Below are 17,580 nucleotides of genomic sequence, written 5' to 3' on the forward strand. Positions count from 1 at the left end.
GGACACCAACCTTCTTTTTTGATAAACAAACAACGACAACGAACAGTCTTGCCTCCAAACAAAGACTCCCCATCGCCGAATGACTGACCATCGGTGTTGGAATGGGCACATTCTTTGCAATGGGGAATACTTCGTAAGCATTACTCTGTTTTTAGCAAAATTCTCACGCCAAACGGTTCAATTTCCAATCGTCCCTGAACCTCTTTTCCATCAAAAATATCCTGATAACTCTCGGACAGATCAAATCCCGCAGGTTCAGAAGCGCGATTCATAATAAAATAAACCGATTTATGGCCATCCGTTCGTACGGTAACTTCCACTTGCTCGGGAGCGTTCAAAATAGGTTGAACGCCTGCATCGGAAAGCGCTCTGGAAACGATCGACTCAATAAATCGATCTTCCGTAAACGTACCGATGTAATACGCCTTTCCTTGACCATAGTGATTTAACGTAACGGCCGGATATCCTTTATACCACTCGCTATCATAACGGGCGATCACTTCAGCATTCTCGATTTGCAGCAAATCTACCCATCGGGATGAAACGTAGGTTTCCCCGTCCGCCGTCAAAATCGTATTAACCGCCTCTGGCGCAAGAGCGAAAGCTTCTTCGATTACGATCCCTAACATTCTTTGGATTACAGGGCGCAAAGTAGATCGGACCACATTGTTATTTTCATCCTTAGCTCCAGATCTGAACGTGTAAACCACGGTTCCGCCTTGTTCCACATAACGTGCCAAATTGTCGGCGATCTCTTGGTCCATAAGATACATTAACGGAACAAATACAACCTTATATTTGTTCAACTCCGAACCCGGATGAACCAAGTCCGTCATCACGTGCTGTCGCTGTAGAGCAAAATAATATTTTAAGAGGTGATCTCTATATTGAATGTCGGGATGAGGATAATAGTGCTCCAGCGCCCAGCGTGCATCATAAGAGAACATAATCGCGACTTCCGCCTGGCAAGTCGTGCCTTTCACGATGGGAGCCAATTTCTCGAGTTCAGTCCCTACTTGGCTAATTTCCCTAAAAATGCGGTTGGCTTTGCTGTCGTAATCCAAAATTCCTTTATGGAACTGCTCTTGTCCGAAATTACTGGGACGCCAGCGGAAATATAAGACAGCATCCGCTCCATGACCGATCGACTGGTACGTGTACATCCGAGTTTCCCCAGGATGAGGGGTTAAATACCCGTTATGGGCGAATCCTGGAGGCCCGCTCTTCTGCTCGACCACCCAGAAGTTTTGGTTTTTTAAGCTTCTCATTAAATCAAGATCCGCGGAATTATAAGACAATGGCGGATAATAATTTATCGATACTACATCCAGAACCTCCGCTAGTTGATAATAATCCGTATGATACCTTGTCATGCTTTGCAAGTTGGTCGTAATCGGTTGATCGGGAGCCAGCTTCCGGAATACTTCCGCCTGCCGCTTCACGAACTGCACCGTAGTCCAAGAAAAAAATCTTTGGTAATCCTGCAGCAAGCCCGGGTTATGCATAAAACGATTAGTTAGGGCAGGTACCCATATCTCGTCCCAGTCGGAAATCTCCAAGCTCCAGAACACAAGTCCCCACGCCGCATTCAACTCTTGAATAGATCCGTACTTATTCTTAAGCCAATCGATAAACCGGATGCGACAATGATCACAATAACAAACGTTACCGTCTCCATACTCATTATCCAGGTGCCAAGAATGTACAAGCGGGTGTTTGCCGTAACGCGTCGCCATTTCTTCAGCCAAACGGATCGCATATTCAGCCCAATACGGATGATTTAAACAAATGGTATAACGAGATCCGAACGATTCGCGTACGCCCTCTTTCGTTTTCACTGCGAGATCTGGAAATTTCTTGATTAACCAGGCCGGTACGTTACGCGCCGGAATTCCCATCATAACAAGCATGTTATACTGTTCGCAGAGCTTCAGAAACCGATCCAGCCAGACAAAGTCGTATTCGCCTTCCCGAGGCTCGAGTCTGCTCCAGGCAAACTCCATGATGCGAATCATGTTGAAGCCTGCTTCCTTCATCAAACGCAAATCCGGCTCCCACATCGATTCATCCCAATGTTCCGGATAATAATCCACGCCAAAATACATATTCACGGCCTCCCTCAAGGAGTTAAATTAGAAATGCCTTATTTGCAAGGGACCCCTTATCCTAACGGACAGTGAAACAGTGCAACACCAAACGGAGCCAATCTTAATGTGCTGTTCTGCAAGACTTCCCCGCCAACGAGTGCTTGCCATTTCTCAGAAACGGCAACATCCGCTTCCGCGTTATTGTGGTTGATTACAAATAAATATTCTGCATCCTGCCCGCGGCGCCGGGTCACCTCAACACCTTCGGGTGAACGTGTGATACGGCCGACTCCCGCTTTATCCAGAACTTCTTCGATAAAGAGGCGCATTATGTCCGGTCTTAATTCCGTACCCACATAATAAGCTTGACCCTGTTCATAGGCATTGCGGGTTATCGCGGGAGTGCCGGCATAAAATTCACGGCTGTACTCCGCAAGCATCTCCGCCCCGTTCAAGGTGATAATATCGCACCATAGGTTGGCGTCTTCCTCTGCCGCTTCCGTTCCTGCTGTCCAACGCAAGCCTTGATCAAATTGGCGCAAGCAGTCGTAGTCCTCGATTAAAATACCGAGCAGTTCGCTGAATTCACCGGGAAGCGTCTTGGGAATCACGGCATTATTCCAATCTTTTACCCCCGTGCGCATACTGAGCACCAAGTGTCCTCCAGATGCGACATAGCCATATAACTTCCGGCGCAATTCAGGATGCGTCAAGAATAACAACGGAGCGACAAGGACTTTGTAACGGGAGTACTCCTCCTCGTCCGAAACGATGTCTACCGGCACGTTGGCATCGAAGAAACCCTTATAATAAGAGCGTAGATGCTCAACGTAATTTAATTGCGGATGATGAGGTTGTATTTGCAGCGCCCATTCCTGATCATAGCTAAATAAAATGCCGACTTCGGCTTGCGGTAGGCAATTACGAAACTTGTCCATATGTGGAGCAAGCTCTTGAATCGTTTGTTTAATTTCAGCATACCGCCGGCCAGGGATGCGGCTGTGAGGCAGGATACCATGCCAGTACTGTTCCGTTCCAACCAAACAGGTGTCCCAGCGGAAATAAACAATCGTGTCCGCTCCGTGGGCAATCGATTGATAGGTCCACAGGCGTATTTGGCCTGGGCGCGGAGTGGAGCTGATTACTTCCCAGCCGGTCGGTCCGGCCAATTGTTCCATGATCCAAAAGGTTTGCTGCTTGGTCCCCCTCATCAGATCGAGAGCCATAGCCAGATGAGGCGGGGACGTCTTCGAAAGCCTGGCCTCCCAGAAAGGCATCGGATATTGATCATGCGAAATGAAATCAAGATCCTTCGCCAACTTGAAATAATCGGTTTTATCAAAAAATCCCATAAAATTATGAGTGATGAAATGATTAGGGCATTCCTCTCGCAAAATGTCGATTTGGAGCTTCTGGAAATCTACAATTAAATCGGAACAAAAACGTTTCCAATCGAGCAGAAAAGATGGATTATGCGAGTTCGGTGTCGGCAGCGGCGCGGGAATTTGATCAAACCTGGAGTAGGTCTGACTCCAGAATACCGTACCCCATGCTTCGTTCAAAGCTTCGATGGTGCCGTATTTCTTTTCAAGCCATTGATGGAACCGCACGCGGCAGGAATCGCAAGTGCACAGCTGCTGGTGGCTGTTTCCGAGTTCGTTATCGGTCTGCCAACCGATCACATGAGGATTATTTTGGTAATGGCGGGCCATCACCCGAACGAATCGGCGAATATGATTTCGGTACGTTTCATTGGACTGACAGTTGTGGTGACGGCCTCCAAAGCCTAAACGTTGACCTTGCATATTAACCGGCAGGATCTCCGGATTTTGTTCGATAATCCAGATCGGAGGTGCGGGCGAAGGAGTACCCAAAACCGTTTTAATTCCTCTTCGGCTGAGCACTTCAATCGCTTCGTCAAGCCATGCGAAATCATATTGGCCCTCGGAAGGCTCCATCTTAATCCAGGAAAATTCCGCCATGCGAACAACGTCAATGCCTGCTTCCTGCATCTTATCTGCATCCCATTCCCAATGCTCTTTGGAGCAATGCTCCGGATAATAATCCACGCCAAATTTCATGGTCATTCCTCCCGTTCATCTTGAAAGATTCCAATCGTCATGCCATCCAAGATTTTTTTGCAAGTTTCACAGGAGACTGTTATATCCATGGTTGTTTCGTTGTTGTAATCGTTTCTTTGGATAACACGGCCTTCTGAATCATGAGTGACAAGTAATGATCTTGTGAGGCTTCCGCCAAAGAGTAAAAACTGGGACCGCCTTTTGCGTAGTCATCCATTTTAGAGAGTGTGGTCGCAATCGCAATTTCATCGTCTGTCAATCTACCCGGAATAAATGGGTTCTTATAGACGCTTTCTTCACCCAAATAAATTCCCTTTAAGTAATGTCCCTCTAAATTTCCGTCGATTCCTGCGCTGACTCGGGTCAGCTCCAAATCAACCGGGTCTTTGTAATCTTTTAAATATTTCACCCGGAAATTATTGACCTCCCCGTTTACCCCGCGTACCAAAACACGAGAGGAACGAATCCACGAAAAATATTGATCATAAGTAAAATCATAAACACCCAGTTTGTCACCAAATCGGATATATGCAATCGTTTGTTTGGATGGAACGATTTTATGAGGTTGCAGCTGTCCATACCTGTCCGGGCTTTCAGCTATCGTTGATTCAAAAGAAAATGCCTGAATCGTGGCGTCCTCGAACGTTACCCCTAAGAAATGACGGATTAGACTAATCCCGTGGTAGTCGTGGGATACGGAAATTTGTGCCTGGCTTATATCGCCCAGCTTTCCGGATTTGGCGATTTGCAGACGGGCTGCATGATACGGTTGAAATGCGTATTGTTCTGCAACCTGAATTTTCGCCCGTTGATCGATAGAACGATGCAATGACAGGAGCTCTTCCAAATTAATCGCCGGCGGTGTTTCACAAAGCACCGGCACCCCTTCGCCGGCAAGCTGAATCATGTAGGAAGGGGCCACATCTCTCGGAACGCTAACGATTACAAAGGAAAAGTCCGATTTTTCCATCAATTCATTTAGCGTCCGATACGTTTTTACTCCCCATTTTTGCTCGATCTCTCGACCTTTCTCCTCGTTGCGTACGACCATTCCCGTAACCTGAAATCGCTCAGGGAGCTGCTGTGCAATTTTCAAAAAAAATTCGGCTCGCCATCCTCCGCCAATGATCGCGAATTTAATGAGACTCATAACATAACCTCCGAATTAAGGTGCTCATTTGCAAACCCCATCTTATGCTCAAGATATTATCCTTTGATGGAGCCGGCTGTCATGCCTCCGACAATCTTGTTCTGCAAAATGAGATACATCACAAACAAAGGCACGAAAGAAATGACTAATGCCGCAAACATCGGTGTCCAATTCGTCCCGTATTCTCCAACGAAAGACATAAGTCCAAACGGCAGTGTCCTAATTTTTTCAGATGACGTAAATATCATCGCAAAGAAAAGCTCATTCCACATCCAAATGAAATTCACGATGCTGACCGTTACGATTTCCGCAGACAAAAGCGGCGCGATAATTTTGAAAAAAATTCCGAACGCGCCACAACCGTCCATAACCGCCGCTTCCTCCAATTCTCTGGAAATTGTCTTGAGGCGAGCCGATAAGATCAATAGAGAAAAGGAAACGGCAAATCCGACATAAGGCAAAATCATGGACAAATAACTATTGCGAATATGCAGCCAATTTAGGATTTGAAAGAGCGGGACGGCTACTGCGTGTCCAGGCACCATGACACCGATCAATACAAGAGCAAGCAGCGTATTACGAAACGGGAACTTCATTCGAAGCAGCACAAATCCGGCCGGAACCGTGACCATTATAGACAGAATGACAGAACTGGCGACAACAATTACACTGTTGAAAAAGTATTTTTGTACTCCTCCAACCATCCAGGCGTTCGTGAAGTTCATCCATTGGGGCTTGATCGGAAAGCTCCAAGGACTGTTCAGGAATTCCTGGTTCGTTTTTAGAGCGCTTAACAAAAGCCACGCTACCGGAAATAAACTGAAAATCAGAAATAGATAAACGAGCACATGCTGAAGTGTTCGGGCGGGGACCGATACTTCCCGGATTCTTGTCAATTCAATCACCCCCTAATATTGGATTTCTTCTTTGGGTTCGAACAGAGAAATCAATTTAATCACCAAGAAGCACATGATGAACAACAGGAATCCCATCGCTGCCGCGTAACCCAAATTCATTTGCAGAAAGCCGACATCGTACATGTACGAAGACAGAACTTCGCTGGCACGATTAGGACCGCCTTTGGTAAGGACAAACACATAATCGAAAGACTTGAAAGCGCCTGTGGCTAACAAAATAAGAGAAACACTTATGACAGGCCTCATCATAGGCAGAGTAATGTATCGAATTTTTTGCCATTGGCTCACACCATCGATTCTGGCACTGTCGCTGACATCCGAAGGAATGTTTTGTATACCAACCATATAGAGTAAAATATAAAAACCGATGTGCTGCCACGCCATAACGAAGCCGATCGCCGGCAATACCGTAAAAGCGTTCGCAAGCAGAGACGTTTTCATCTCGATATGGAACAAGGCCAGGATCCGATTAACGATCCCGTATTGTTGGTGGTACATATATACCCAGAGTGTACCTACAGCAACAGTTGATAACAGGTTGGGAATGTACATCAACGACCTGACTGCTTTTGTGCCGGTTAGCCCCAAAGTCAGCAGCCAGGCCAGCATAAATGCGATGGGGATGCTGAATACGATATCGACGATGAGCAGAATAAAAAGATTTTTAACCGAGCGTATCAATACGTCATCAGACAGCATGTCGATGTAGTTTTGCAATCCTACCCATGTTTTCTCGTTCATGATATTCCAACGGAATAAGCTTATAAAGAACGATTCGAAAATAGGAAGCAAACAAAACACCAGGTAAAAAAACAAGGCGGGGGCCAGCAAAACGATAATCGCACGGTAGTCCTTATAAATTTTTTGCATGAAACCACCTCAATCCATAATTGCTGAGTCAAAAAGCTTGAAATGAAAAGCCGCTGCATTTCCCAAGTTGAATACAGTTGAAGGATGCAACGGCTCTCCGAATAGCCTGTTACTTGAAATGTCGATTATTTCGTTCGCATATTTTTAACGCGATCTTCCAGTCTTTGCATTACCTTTGCCGGATCTTCACCGATCAGAAGCTCTTGAACCGATTTATTCATTTCTCCGCCAAGCGTTTGTTGTCCGAGAATACGATCCGGGAACGTTGTCGTATCGGTGGCGTGGCTAATCTGATCCAAGAAATTGGAAAGCAACGGAGCGACTGCCGTTTTATCATATTTGATGTTCGTTGACGGAAGCTGGGCAATGTTAACCATAATATTTTGGTATTTATCCGAGGTGATCAGCTTGATAAACGCAGCGGCCGCTTCCTTGTTCTTCGCATTTTTTGAGATCGCAATATTCCAGTCGGGAGCCAGAATCCAATCGTTCAGACCGGATTTTCCGCCAGAAACCTCTGGCCAGTTGAAGAATCCTACTTTACCGTATATGGGATTTGCCACACCGCTCGCAGCGTCGGTTTTGGCTCCAAGGGTCGGTAATTCCCAAGTGCCGTTCACCCACATGGCAGTTTTGCCCTGAATGAACATTTGTCTCGAATCGTCCAAGCTGGCGCTGTTTGCATCTTGATTGAACGCACCTGCGCTAACCATCTTCGAGAAGTCGGTAGCCGCTTTCATAAAGACATCGTTGGTAAAAGGAATTTTGCCGGATTGTACATCGGTGAATGCTTGCTTTCCTCCATAACGGTATGAGAGCATATTCAAGTATAATCCGCCAGTCCAAATATCTTTATTGCCGAGCGCAAAAGGGGTAATTCCTTTGGCTTTAAGCGTTTTCACTACATTGAGCAAATCATCCATCGTCTTCGGCACAGTCAATCCATTCTGGTCGAAGATTTCCTTATTGTAATAGATCAGCTGTGCAGTTTGTGCAGAGGGTATTGCATATTTTTTCCCGTCAAATGTAACCGGATCCAAAATACCCGGAACGAACTTATTGTATTCGGAGCCCAGCAAGGTATCCATAGGCTCCAATGCTCCGGACTTGACGAATGGCGCCATGAAACCGGCTTCACGAACGAAGAAAATATCGGGCGCATTATTTGCGGCTACCTCTGTCGTAATTTTCGTGTTGTAATCGTTCGTGGTGAAGGACTGGTATTCAATGGTCGCGTTATAGTCGTTGTGTGCGTTAAATTCTTTAATCGCTTCATCCAAAACTTTGGTCTTTGCAGGGTAAGTATCGTTAATCCAACCCCACATACTTAATTTGACCGGAGCCTTGCCGGTTGTCTGTCCGGCTTTCTGATCCGAGCTGCCGTTGGAACCGCTGCCACAAGCAGTCAAAGAAGTAACACAAAGTAATGAAGAAACGACGATTATTGCTTTTTTCGAAAGCTTCATTTGAACATCCCCTTCTTCTTTTGATGTCTTTATTCTAGAACAAAAAGTGCTTTCACAAAATGGGTGAACCCGAACATATAGGTTGAAAAAAACAACATCAACTACTTGGTACTCTGACTGTATTCCGACGGTTTGGTTCCCACGATTTTGCGAAACAGTTGGCTGAAGTATTTCGGGTCTTGGTACCCTACACGATAACAAACCTCGCTCACCGTTTGTTTGGTTTGGTGGAGCAGTCTCTTTGCTTCCTTCATGCGCACGTTGGTTAAATAGTCCAAGAATGTCGTGTTTAATTCTTTTTTCATAATCCGATTGAGATGAACGCTGCTGATATGAATGTCTCTTGCCGCCTTTTCTAGATCGATGCTTTGACTAAAGTTGTTCTGAATGTATTTTATAATCTGGGTGAACAAATCGTTACCACTGCCTTCATTTTCAATCAGGGCCGGATCCTGCCCTCTTTTCTGCCATTCTGCTTGGGCCGACCTGCATACCTCTTCCAGCGTTTCCGGGTTTGTCGGCTTCAAGATGTAATCGTAAGCTCGATAACGTATAGCATGCTGGGCATAAACGAAATCACTGTATCCGGACAGAAGAATCACTTTCGTGTCCGGAAACGCGCTTATCGTCCGGGAAAGCAGCTGTAGCCCGTCCATCTTCGGCATCCTAATATCGGTGATCACAATTTCGGGCTGGTAGCGGCAAATCCAGCTCCAGCCCTCCTCTCCATCGGATGCAACCCCCACTTCGGTAAAATTCAATTGATCCCAGCGCACCGCTTTGCGAATTCCTTCTCGAATCATTCTTTCGTCATCGCAGATCAGCAATTTAAATTCCATACTGCGTCCCTCCTGTATTGTCGATCGGAACCCTGAAGGAAATGGCTGTCCCATCGGGCGAAGTGGTGACTTGAAGACCGTAATTCGCTCCGTAGTTCAACATCAGCCTGCGGTGAACATTGAGCATACCGTGCGGATAATGTTGATGTGGATCGGAACCCGCCCTATGCAATAAATCCATGTACTCGTCCGGTATACCGCCACCGTTATCCCGTACGTTTACAACTACGTGAGTACGATCATCATCAGCATGAATATACATGGAGATACTTATGGGAAAGTCGGATTGATCTACATTGTGGACAATTGCGTTTTCAAGTAAAGGTTGAACGACCAACTTCGGAATGGGAATGTCCAAAACGGATGGATCTACTTCGAGAGTGATCTGAATACGCTCCTCAAATCGGTATTTCTGAATGGCCAAGTAGCTGGATACATATTCCATTTCATCCTTAATGCAATAATTTTTGTCTTCATTCCGAAAGGAAACTCGAAGCAATCTCCCGAGCGACTCGGAAAGCTGCGCTACTTCAACCATTCCGTTCACTCTCGAGGCCCAATTGATCGTATCCAACGTATTGTAAATAAAATGCGGATTAATCTGCGCCTGCAAGGCGCTGAGCTCCATCTCTTTGTTCAAAAGATTAAGCCTGTACTCCTTATTGATAAGCTCGTTGATCTCGTCCATCATCTGATTGTAACTGCGGCTTAATTGTCCGATTTCATCGGTTCCGTCAAATGGAAATTTAATCAGAAACCTTTCTTCCAGCGACTTTTTCATCAATTTGGTGAGCAAGTTGAGCGGCCTGGACAACCATTTGGAAATGAATATGGACAGCAGGATAAAAAAGGTGAAATAGACGGCGATTATTAGAAAAGTGGCTTGCTTCATTACCTGCGTACTCTCCAATATCGATTGGAACGACGTAAGTTTAATGAGCTTCCAATTGGTCGAAGGAACCGTCTCCGAAGAGATCAAATATTTGGCATTATTAATAGAGAGCTCGCGCTTTTGATCGAAATCGGAAAATGTAACCGGCAATCCAGAGTTCGATCCCATCATGGTTTGTGTTTGATCGAACAGCAAAATTTTGGAATTCATAGTCGTATCGATTTCTTTGTAGTAGGCCTGCACCGCTGAAAATCTAACGTGCATAATCAGTATTCCGAATCTCGATAAATCGTCCATTAGCTTGACCGTTCGGCCGATCACATACGTTCCGGTGGCCGGATCGTATGGACCGACCACCATTTTGCCGTCACCCGCCATAATCTCTTTGTAGAATGAGGACTGGACAAGCTCTGAAAAGTCGCTGCTTTTTAACCAAATAAGGGAAGGCCCTTCATAGAAAAACATGCCGGTATTCGTATACAAGTTGATGGAATAAACAATATCGGAATGATTGATGATCATTTTGGACAACGCGCTATCGAGTATCCGCTTTCTGTCTAAATCGAGGTCATGCTTTAAATTGACTTCTTTCAGCGCATCCTGTACGGTTTGCGAATATATTAATTCTTTCGTTGAAATATCTAAATCGCTGGTAAGTTTATCTATATTTCTAATTAATTGATGAAGCTCCAACTTGTTTTTTTCTTTTTCTTTATCAATCAGTATCGTAGAAGAACGCCAGTAGAGTGTTGAACTTAATAAGATGAGTATGCTTACATTAAAAATAATCAAAATCACCAGAAGTTTCGTTCTAAGAGAACCACTAAAGAATTTGATTATTTTTTTCAACATGATTGAGCTTATCTTCCTTTCATAATATGCCGTAATCCCCTTATATTTATGCGTTCAAAGCGGCGAGGATTTCCGTGCTGATCACATCGGTAATAGTATCCACGCACTGTTTGCCAAGTTCTTTGGATGCGGATTTCGACAGATCTTCTTTCCAAGTCCATGTCGGTTTTTCTTTATACCAATCGTGTGGCGGATTATCGTATATTTTTCGAATCGGCGTATCCAATTGATAATTTTCCATATGGGTGAGTTCCGGATAAAGATACATAAACATCGATGTTTCCCACTTGCCCGCATGGTCTGCCGGTACTTCGCCGTTTATGGTTACTCCTTCGTATTCAGGCTTGGCTATAAGGGTAACTCCCGAATGTTCGGCCATGTAGTTTTGGGCAAAGTTTTTCAAAAAATTAACCTGACACGGCCCATAATGACCGGTAATCAACGCAATAACTTGAGCTCCTACTTTACGCAACTGATCGCACAGTTCGGTGAAAAGAAGCTGCATTAAAGGCTCAGAGAAGGTTAATGTACCGGCGTATCTGGAATAGCCCGGCCGGCCATAATAATTGGGGGGCAAAACAATGCCGCCCCCTAATTTCTCAGCGATCTTTAAGCAAACGGCATGCGCTTTTAGCGCATCCAATCCAAGCGGCAAGTGATCTCCGTGCCATTCCAGCAAGCCTGTCGGCACGATAACGACAGGCATCCTTTCGATGGCTTCAAGGAATTCGGCAGGCATCATTTCTTCATATCTATATTTATTTTCCATAAAGAACTCATCTCCCATTAAGTAATTTAGTGGTAATTCCGTTTAAAAGGTGATTAATACCTTTAAGGAGTTGTCCAGTTTTTTATCAACGATCCGGAATCCTTCGTCCGCTTTATCGTAAGGCAGAATGTGAGTCACGATCGAATCATATTTAACGCGACCGGAAGCCAGAAGATCGAGAGCTGTAGCCGTATCTTCCCTCGTATAACAGAAACAGCCCACAATTTCTTTCTCTTGCCCCTGCAGCTGCATGATATCCAAAGATTGTTCTTCATGAAACATGGCGATGGTTACTACTCTCCCGCCTTTTCGCAAGAGGGATACGGCTTGATTTATAATACGAGGTACACCAACTGCAACTAACACTTTGTCGAATTCGCCGATCTGCCGTTTAGCTTCTTCTACCCAATTCTCTTTCCCTTTAATATTGATTGTATGGGTAGCGCCAAGCTGTAGAGCGCTTTCCAAGCAGTAATCGAATACATCGGTGGCAAGGATCGTGGTGGCGCCGGCTTCTTTGGCTACCGCTAAGGCCAATAGTCCGATCGGCCCTGTACCTAAAATAGCTACCTTGTCCCCCACTTTAATGTCGCCCTTTCGAATCGCATGCACCCCGACAGCAAGCGGTTCAGCTAAGACCCCTGTCTTGAAATCCATATCATTAGGTAATACAAAAACACATTCTTCAGGAGCAACAAAATTTTCGGCCATCGTTCCGTACCAACTTCCAATCCCCGGAGCTTTCCTGGTATTGCAATAGTTCGTATGTCCTGTAAGGCATGGCTCACATTTCCCGCATCCGGCTTGCGGTTCGACGGTTACTTTATCGCCTACTTTTAATCTGGTAACTTTGCTTCCTACTTCAATAACTTCTCCAGCGACCTCGTGACCGATAATGACTGGCGGCTTGCGGAAAGGGTGAAGTCCTTTATAAGCATGAATATCAGACCCGCAAATTCCAGCAGCCTTTACCTGAATTCGCACATCGCCTTCTCCTAATGGAGCGGTTTCAACCTCTTTAACAGCAATTTGGTACGGACTGTCAACATAAACAGCTTTCATAGCAATCTCCCTTTCGGTATCCGATTTTTATTTTTTCTTGCGCGGTTTATATAATGAGTTTTCAAGAAAATCACTGATCGTACCGTCCGGCAGTTTGTTTAAAGGAATCCCTGATGATTTTGCCGTTATGATCATACGAGCTGCCATTTCCAATGTTTCCAGTCGCATGACCGCATCTGCAAATGATTCATCGAATAAAATGACTCCGTGATTTTTCATAATAATTACGTTGGCCTCGGATGATTTTTCCTTGACCGCAGCCCCGAGTTCCTTGGTTCCGGGATGATAGTAGTCGACATAAGCGACATCTTCGAGATAATACATCGACTCAATAAACAACGATGAGTCGATTCGCTCATTGCTACATGCTATGAGTGTCGTGTAAAACGGGGATGAGTGTAGCACTACCTTAGCGTCCGGACGTTGTTGATAAATACCGATGTGCATGGGTACTTCTTTGGAAGGCTTCCGCTCACCTTCCCATTTCCCCGTTTGAACATCGCATACAGTGAAATCGTCGGGAGCTAGATTGCCCATTTCGGTGCCCGAAGCGGTAACGAGCATCGTATTTTCATCCAAACGAGCACTCATATTCCCAGATGTACCCCAAGCTAACTGATTTCTTAGCAGGTATTTACCGGTCTCGCTTAATTTTTGCACAATCTCTGATTGAAACGGTTCTATTCGCTCCATTACCATCACCTTTTCTACAATTTATTGCAAAGATATTAAATAAACAACGTTCTTTTCGCTTCTTGCAAATGCTCTTTCATTAGAAGGACGGCTTGAGAGCTTCCTGCTTTCAAATGTTCGAAGATAGCCACATGTTCTTTCAAAAACCGATGCATTCGATAGGGGTCTTTCTTCAAATGACGCAGAGTAATTCGTAATAATTGATCCTGATAATTTAAGAGAACGCGATATATTTCTTGATTTTCGGTGAACTCGCAAATGAGGAGATGAAAAGCGTGATCCAACTTGGCGAATGCTTTTACATCCAGGCGCTCAACATATACTTCAGTTTCTTTTAAATTTTGCTCAAGCAAGCCAAGCTGTTCCTCCGTTATAGTACCGATAAGCTGCTCACAGTTATATGCTTCCAGAGCGATTCGGAGGTTGTAAATATCCTTTATTTTATCGATAGATAAGTCATTAATAATAATGCCCTGCTTCGATGCAACAGTCACAAAGCCTTCCGCTTCAAGGCGTACCAATGCTGATTTTATCGGAGTTTTGCTCATTTCAAGAAATTCAATCAATTCCCGTTCGGATAGAAACCGTCCCGGTTGGAAATACTCATCCAATATCCGTTCTTTTATTTTGTCATAGGCGATATCTTTTAAAAGCGGCGAACGAATTCCCGTTATTTTCTTCAATTTCGATTCTACTCCCCGACGGTTTATTTATTACGACGATGCGTACTTTATTTTGAGAAAATAATCCGGGCTGCCAAGCTGTCCCCCTTTTAATGCCAATTCAATCCCGTTCATCGATTCTTCCATTGAGTAAGCTTTGCACAGAGGTGCGCCTGGAGAAACGGGAAGAAGCACTTCCAATCCAAAAATATTCATTTCACTTGTTACAAAACCCGATGTATCTCCGCCGGCCACAACAATACGCCGAACACCTGATTCATTCACAATCTTTAGCGTCCACTTGCCCAATTGTCTGCCAATAAATTCACCTGATTGGGATTCATCTAAGCCCATCCTATTAAAATGCTCCCGAGTAGCGATGATCGCTCCGTCATCCGGTCCGGAAGCGGTATAAAGAATCACACTTCTGCCTTCTTTTAAGTATCCGATCGCTTCATTTAAAAGATTTTGCGGAAGTTCATCGGTATTCATGATTTGTTCTACCGGAATCTTGATCCCTTGAAAACCTGCTTGTATGGCGATTTCAATTTGCTGCTTAGTGACAGGCGAGCAACTTCCCGAAACCACAAGCATCTGATCGGAGGACTGGATATGTTCTGTTAACAATCCACCGGCGGGAGGCTGCAACCCGATCGATTTCCAGTATGACGTAAGAGCATACTCGATGCCGGAAGAACCGACTACAAATTGTGGGGATTCCTGAGAGCTCTCCCAAATAAGGCGACCGCTCGTGAGCATGCGTGCATCATCCAATACATCAAAAAGCAATATATCGAATCCCATTTTCGCTTTTTGATCATAGCGTTCCTTTACCTCATCAACCCCACCCTCCAATTCTAAAATATTCATCAGCCCTATGCTTTTGGGGACGGACATTTGTTTGGTTAAATGCAGTCTCAAGTCCGCCTCATTCATAGGCGTTATCGGATGTTTCGACATGGTCGGATGACGATCTAAACGATAAACCGTGTCATGCATTCTTGCAAAGTGCTGTCCAAATAATGTGAAACGTCCCAATGGAGGCGCTCCCACCAACAGAGGAACTATCTTTTGGTTGGAGTAATAATCCATGGCCAGTTCAATCGCCTTCCCGATGTTACCGATTTCAGGTGAAGAGTCGAAAGTAGAGCACGTTTTATAATGAATCACAGGAACAGCAACTTTAGAGAGGCGTTCAAAGACAGGACGAAGTTCCAACTCCATGTCCGTTATTCCCTTCGCCCGACTTGTGCCGGCTACCCCGAAACAGCAAATACCTTCAAATTGCTGCAGCATTTCGGGCGTAGGCACATCCAAAAATAGCACGGTTCGAAACCCGTTAATCGATAACGCTTCCATCGCGTCAGTAGATCCCGTGAAATCATCTCCGTAAAACGCTAATAACAATGAATTATTTTGCATTCCTTACCTCCTTCTTTTTTTCTTTTTTCATGCAGCTGTATCGGCCTCAATTCGGAACATAGATTTATGATAAATCTATTTGGTATCTATTGTACATAGAGAACGCACAATGGTCAACGAATAATTCGCTTTATTGTCGAATATTCGGAGGTTCGAAGGGTGGAGAAGCTTAAAGAAGGGACACAATAACTCGCGTCCCCAATCCGTCCCTAACAATATTAATCTCTCACTCAAATGAGCAAAAATACCACCGACTAAACTGCCCATTTTACTTTAGAAAAGAAACAAGGGATCGATAGACCATGTGGCAATCGGTAATCTCTTTTCCGCGCATTCCGCTCTAGTCATTTGCCAAAAAACCGCCCGCAAATCCCGTATACTCATCTAAAAACCATTCGGCTGCTTTAGTCATATAAATAGATATCTCATTTTCTTTAAACGAAAAAGATAATTTTAGTGTACCAAGATAAATATCGGTTATATATACAAGCATATTCAGTTTATGTTCTTCCACCCATGCTGCAGAGGAAAGGCAATCATAGCATCTGCCCGGTATTGTTCCAATTCTTTCGCCAAAATAGTTTTTTTGAGGAAACACTCCGTGCAGTATCTTTCCTATGCCAAATGTAAGCTGGTGTTCACCTGAGGCATTTTCATATTCCCATCTACCTTCGTCTCCATTAATAATGAAACGCATTTTTGATATTCCCATCGGATTTTCATTTAAATGATACCATTTACCATTTATTTTCTGTCCTAATGAAGATGTCGGTTTTCCTTGTTGGGGTATGATCTTAAGATTTTCGATTTTATTATTCAGGTTGGAATTCGTTTCAGCATCATAGGGCAAGGGGGAATCTTCTATTTTGCTGAATATTTCTTCACGAAAAGCATGATCAATGCCTGTTCCTGTACCTGCGCCTTGTGTATCAGCTATGCAAGCAAATAATAGGTCTTTACCAGGGAAACAAAGTGCAAGCTGGGACCCCATCCCTCTGAACGCAAAGCCGTTATCTTTCTCCATCCATATTTGATACCCATATCCGTGATTGTCTGAAAAAGAGTTGTCAATTTGCTTCGATGTAGCTGCATTTATATATTGTTCTGATATTAACTGCAGATCGTTCCAACGGCCTTTATTCATGCATACATAAGCCAATTTAGCCATATCCCTCAAGGTACATATAACTCCTGATCCCCCCCATGATGTACCTTCCGGTGTTTCGATACACCAGGCATCCCTAGAAAATCCGATAGGATCAAGCAAGCGCTCACGCATATACTCCAGAAAAGGAACTCCGCTTTTCCGTTCCACAATAGTGCCCAGAATAACCGTAGCTGAAGTGTCATAAGAAAAGATTGTTCCGGGGGGGTGTGAAGGCTTTTTATTAAAAAATGTGGCAGCCCAGTCACTATCATGACGTGTATAAGATGTTGTGGTATGAGGAGTCGCCATCATTAAAAGATCTCTAATGGTTGCTTGGGCCAAATAGGGATGTATGTCCTGAGGGGTTTTATCCTTAAAAAATTTAACAACTTGGTCATCCAGATTGATCTTTCCTTCATCAACCATCAATCCTATTGCTAAAGCTACGAAGCTCTTGCTCACTGAATACATACGATGCATACTGTTCTCGGAATAGGGTGACCAGTAGCCTTCAGCGGCTATTTGACCTTTTCGTAACAATAAGAACCCATGCATACATATTTGATCTCTATCTATTCTCTCAATAAAATTGAGAACTGCCGAAGAAGGAATCCCTACACTTTCAGGCGAAGATGCCGGTAAAAACAATTCACTTTTCATAAGTTAATCAC

The 17,580-nt window shown here is 44.4% G+C and carries 14 protein-coding genes; all 14 read right to left on the minus strand.

Annotated features, from left to right (window positions below):
* Positions 1 to 140 precede the first annotated feature (140 nt).
* The 14 genes from O9H85_RS27220 to O9H85_RS27285 all read right to left on the minus strand — a co-directional run bounded on the left by O9H85_RS27220 (position 141) and on the right by O9H85_RS27285 (position 17,569).
* A complete protein-coding gene (locus O9H85_RS27220) occupies positions 141 to 2,105 on the minus strand; it encodes a beta-galactosidase (protein WP_269884560.1) in 1,965 nt (654 codons plus the stop codon).
* Positions 2,106 to 2,161: 56 nt separating this feature from the next.
* The gene (locus tag O9H85_RS27225; RefSeq protein WP_269884561.1) at positions 2,162 to 4,168 is read right to left on the minus strand and encodes a beta-galactosidase; all 2,007 of its coding nucleotides are present in this window, start codon (positions 4,166 to 4,168) and stop codon (positions 2,162 to 2,164) included.
* A gap of 79 nt (positions 4,169 to 4,247) precedes the next feature.
* Positions 4,248 to 5,318 carry a Gfo/Idh/MocA family protein gene (locus O9H85_RS27230; protein ID WP_269884562.1) on the minus strand — a complete coding sequence of 357 codons (1,071 nt, stop codon included), beginning with the start codon at positions 5,316 to 5,318 and terminating at the stop codon, positions 4,248 to 4,250.
* Between the two features lie 56 nt (positions 5,319 to 5,374).
* Positions 5,375 to 6,214: a carbohydrate ABC transporter permease gene (locus O9H85_RS27235; protein ID WP_269884563.1), complete on the minus strand. Its 840-nt coding sequence runs from the start codon at positions 6,212 to 6,214 to the stop codon at positions 5,375 to 5,377.
* A 12-nt stretch (positions 6,215 to 6,226) separates the two neighbouring features.
* A complete protein-coding gene (locus tag O9H85_RS27240) occupies positions 6,227 to 7,105 on the minus strand; it encodes a carbohydrate ABC transporter permease (RefSeq protein WP_269884564.1) in 879 nt (292 codons plus the stop codon).
* A gap of 125 nt (positions 7,106 to 7,230) precedes the next feature.
* On the minus strand, positions 7,231 to 8,571 hold the full coding sequence (locus tag O9H85_RS27245; RefSeq protein WP_269884565.1) for an ABC transporter substrate-binding protein: 1,341 nt from the start codon (positions 8,569 to 8,571) through the stop codon (positions 7,231 to 7,233).
* Positions 8,572 to 8,672: 101 nt separating this feature from the next.
* On the minus strand, positions 8,673 to 9,410 hold the full coding sequence (locus tag O9H85_RS27250; protein ID WP_269884566.1) for a response regulator: 738 nt from the start codon (positions 9,408 to 9,410) through the stop codon (positions 8,673 to 8,675).
* On the minus strand, positions 9,400 to 10,824 hold the full coding sequence (locus tag O9H85_RS27255; protein ID WP_269884684.1) for a sensor histidine kinase: 1,425 nt from the start codon (positions 10,822 to 10,824) through the stop codon (positions 9,400 to 9,402). The genes O9H85_RS27250 and O9H85_RS27255 overlap by 11 nt, the downstream gene beginning before the upstream one ends.
* 376 nt (positions 10,825 to 11,200) lie before the next feature.
* Positions 11,201 to 11,923 carry a creatininase family protein gene (locus tag O9H85_RS27260; RefSeq protein WP_269884567.1) on the minus strand — a complete coding sequence of 241 codons (723 nt, stop codon included), beginning with the start codon at positions 11,921 to 11,923 and terminating at the stop codon, positions 11,201 to 11,203.
* 42 nt (positions 11,924 to 11,965) lie between these two features.
* The gene (locus O9H85_RS27265) at positions 11,966 to 12,985 is read right to left on the minus strand and encodes a zinc-dependent alcohol dehydrogenase (protein WP_269884568.1); all 1,020 of its coding nucleotides are present in this window, start codon (positions 12,983 to 12,985) and stop codon (positions 11,966 to 11,968) included.
* Positions 12,986 to 13,012: 27 nt separating this feature from the next.
* On the minus strand, positions 13,013 to 13,678 hold the full coding sequence (locus tag O9H85_RS27270; protein ID WP_269884569.1) for a class II aldolase/adducin family protein: 666 nt from the start codon (positions 13,676 to 13,678) through the stop codon (positions 13,013 to 13,015).
* 35 nt (positions 13,679 to 13,713) lie between these two features.
* Positions 13,714 to 14,361 (minus strand): GntR family transcriptional regulator, encoded by a 648-nt coding sequence (locus O9H85_RS27275; RefSeq protein WP_269884570.1) that lies wholly within the window; start codon positions 14,359 to 14,361, stop codon positions 13,714 to 13,716.
* Positions 14,362 to 14,391: 30 nt separating this feature from the next.
* Positions 14,392 to 15,762 (minus strand): four-carbon acid sugar kinase family protein, encoded by a 1,371-nt coding sequence (locus O9H85_RS27280; protein WP_269884571.1) that lies wholly within the window; start codon positions 15,760 to 15,762, stop codon positions 14,392 to 14,394.
* A 340-nt stretch (positions 15,763 to 16,102) separates the two neighbouring features.
* Positions 16,103 to 17,569 carry a serine hydrolase domain-containing protein gene (locus O9H85_RS27285; RefSeq protein WP_269884572.1) on the minus strand — a complete coding sequence of 489 codons (1,467 nt, stop codon included), beginning with the start codon at positions 17,567 to 17,569 and terminating at the stop codon, positions 16,103 to 16,105.
* Between the last annotated feature and the right edge of the window lie 11 nt (positions 17,570 to 17,580).

The sequence above is a fragment of the Paenibacillus gyeongsangnamensis genome (genome assembly GCF_027533625.1).
Lineage (GTDB): Bacteria > Bacillota > Bacilli > Paenibacillales > NBRC-103111 > Paenibacillus_G > Paenibacillus_G gyeongsangnamensis.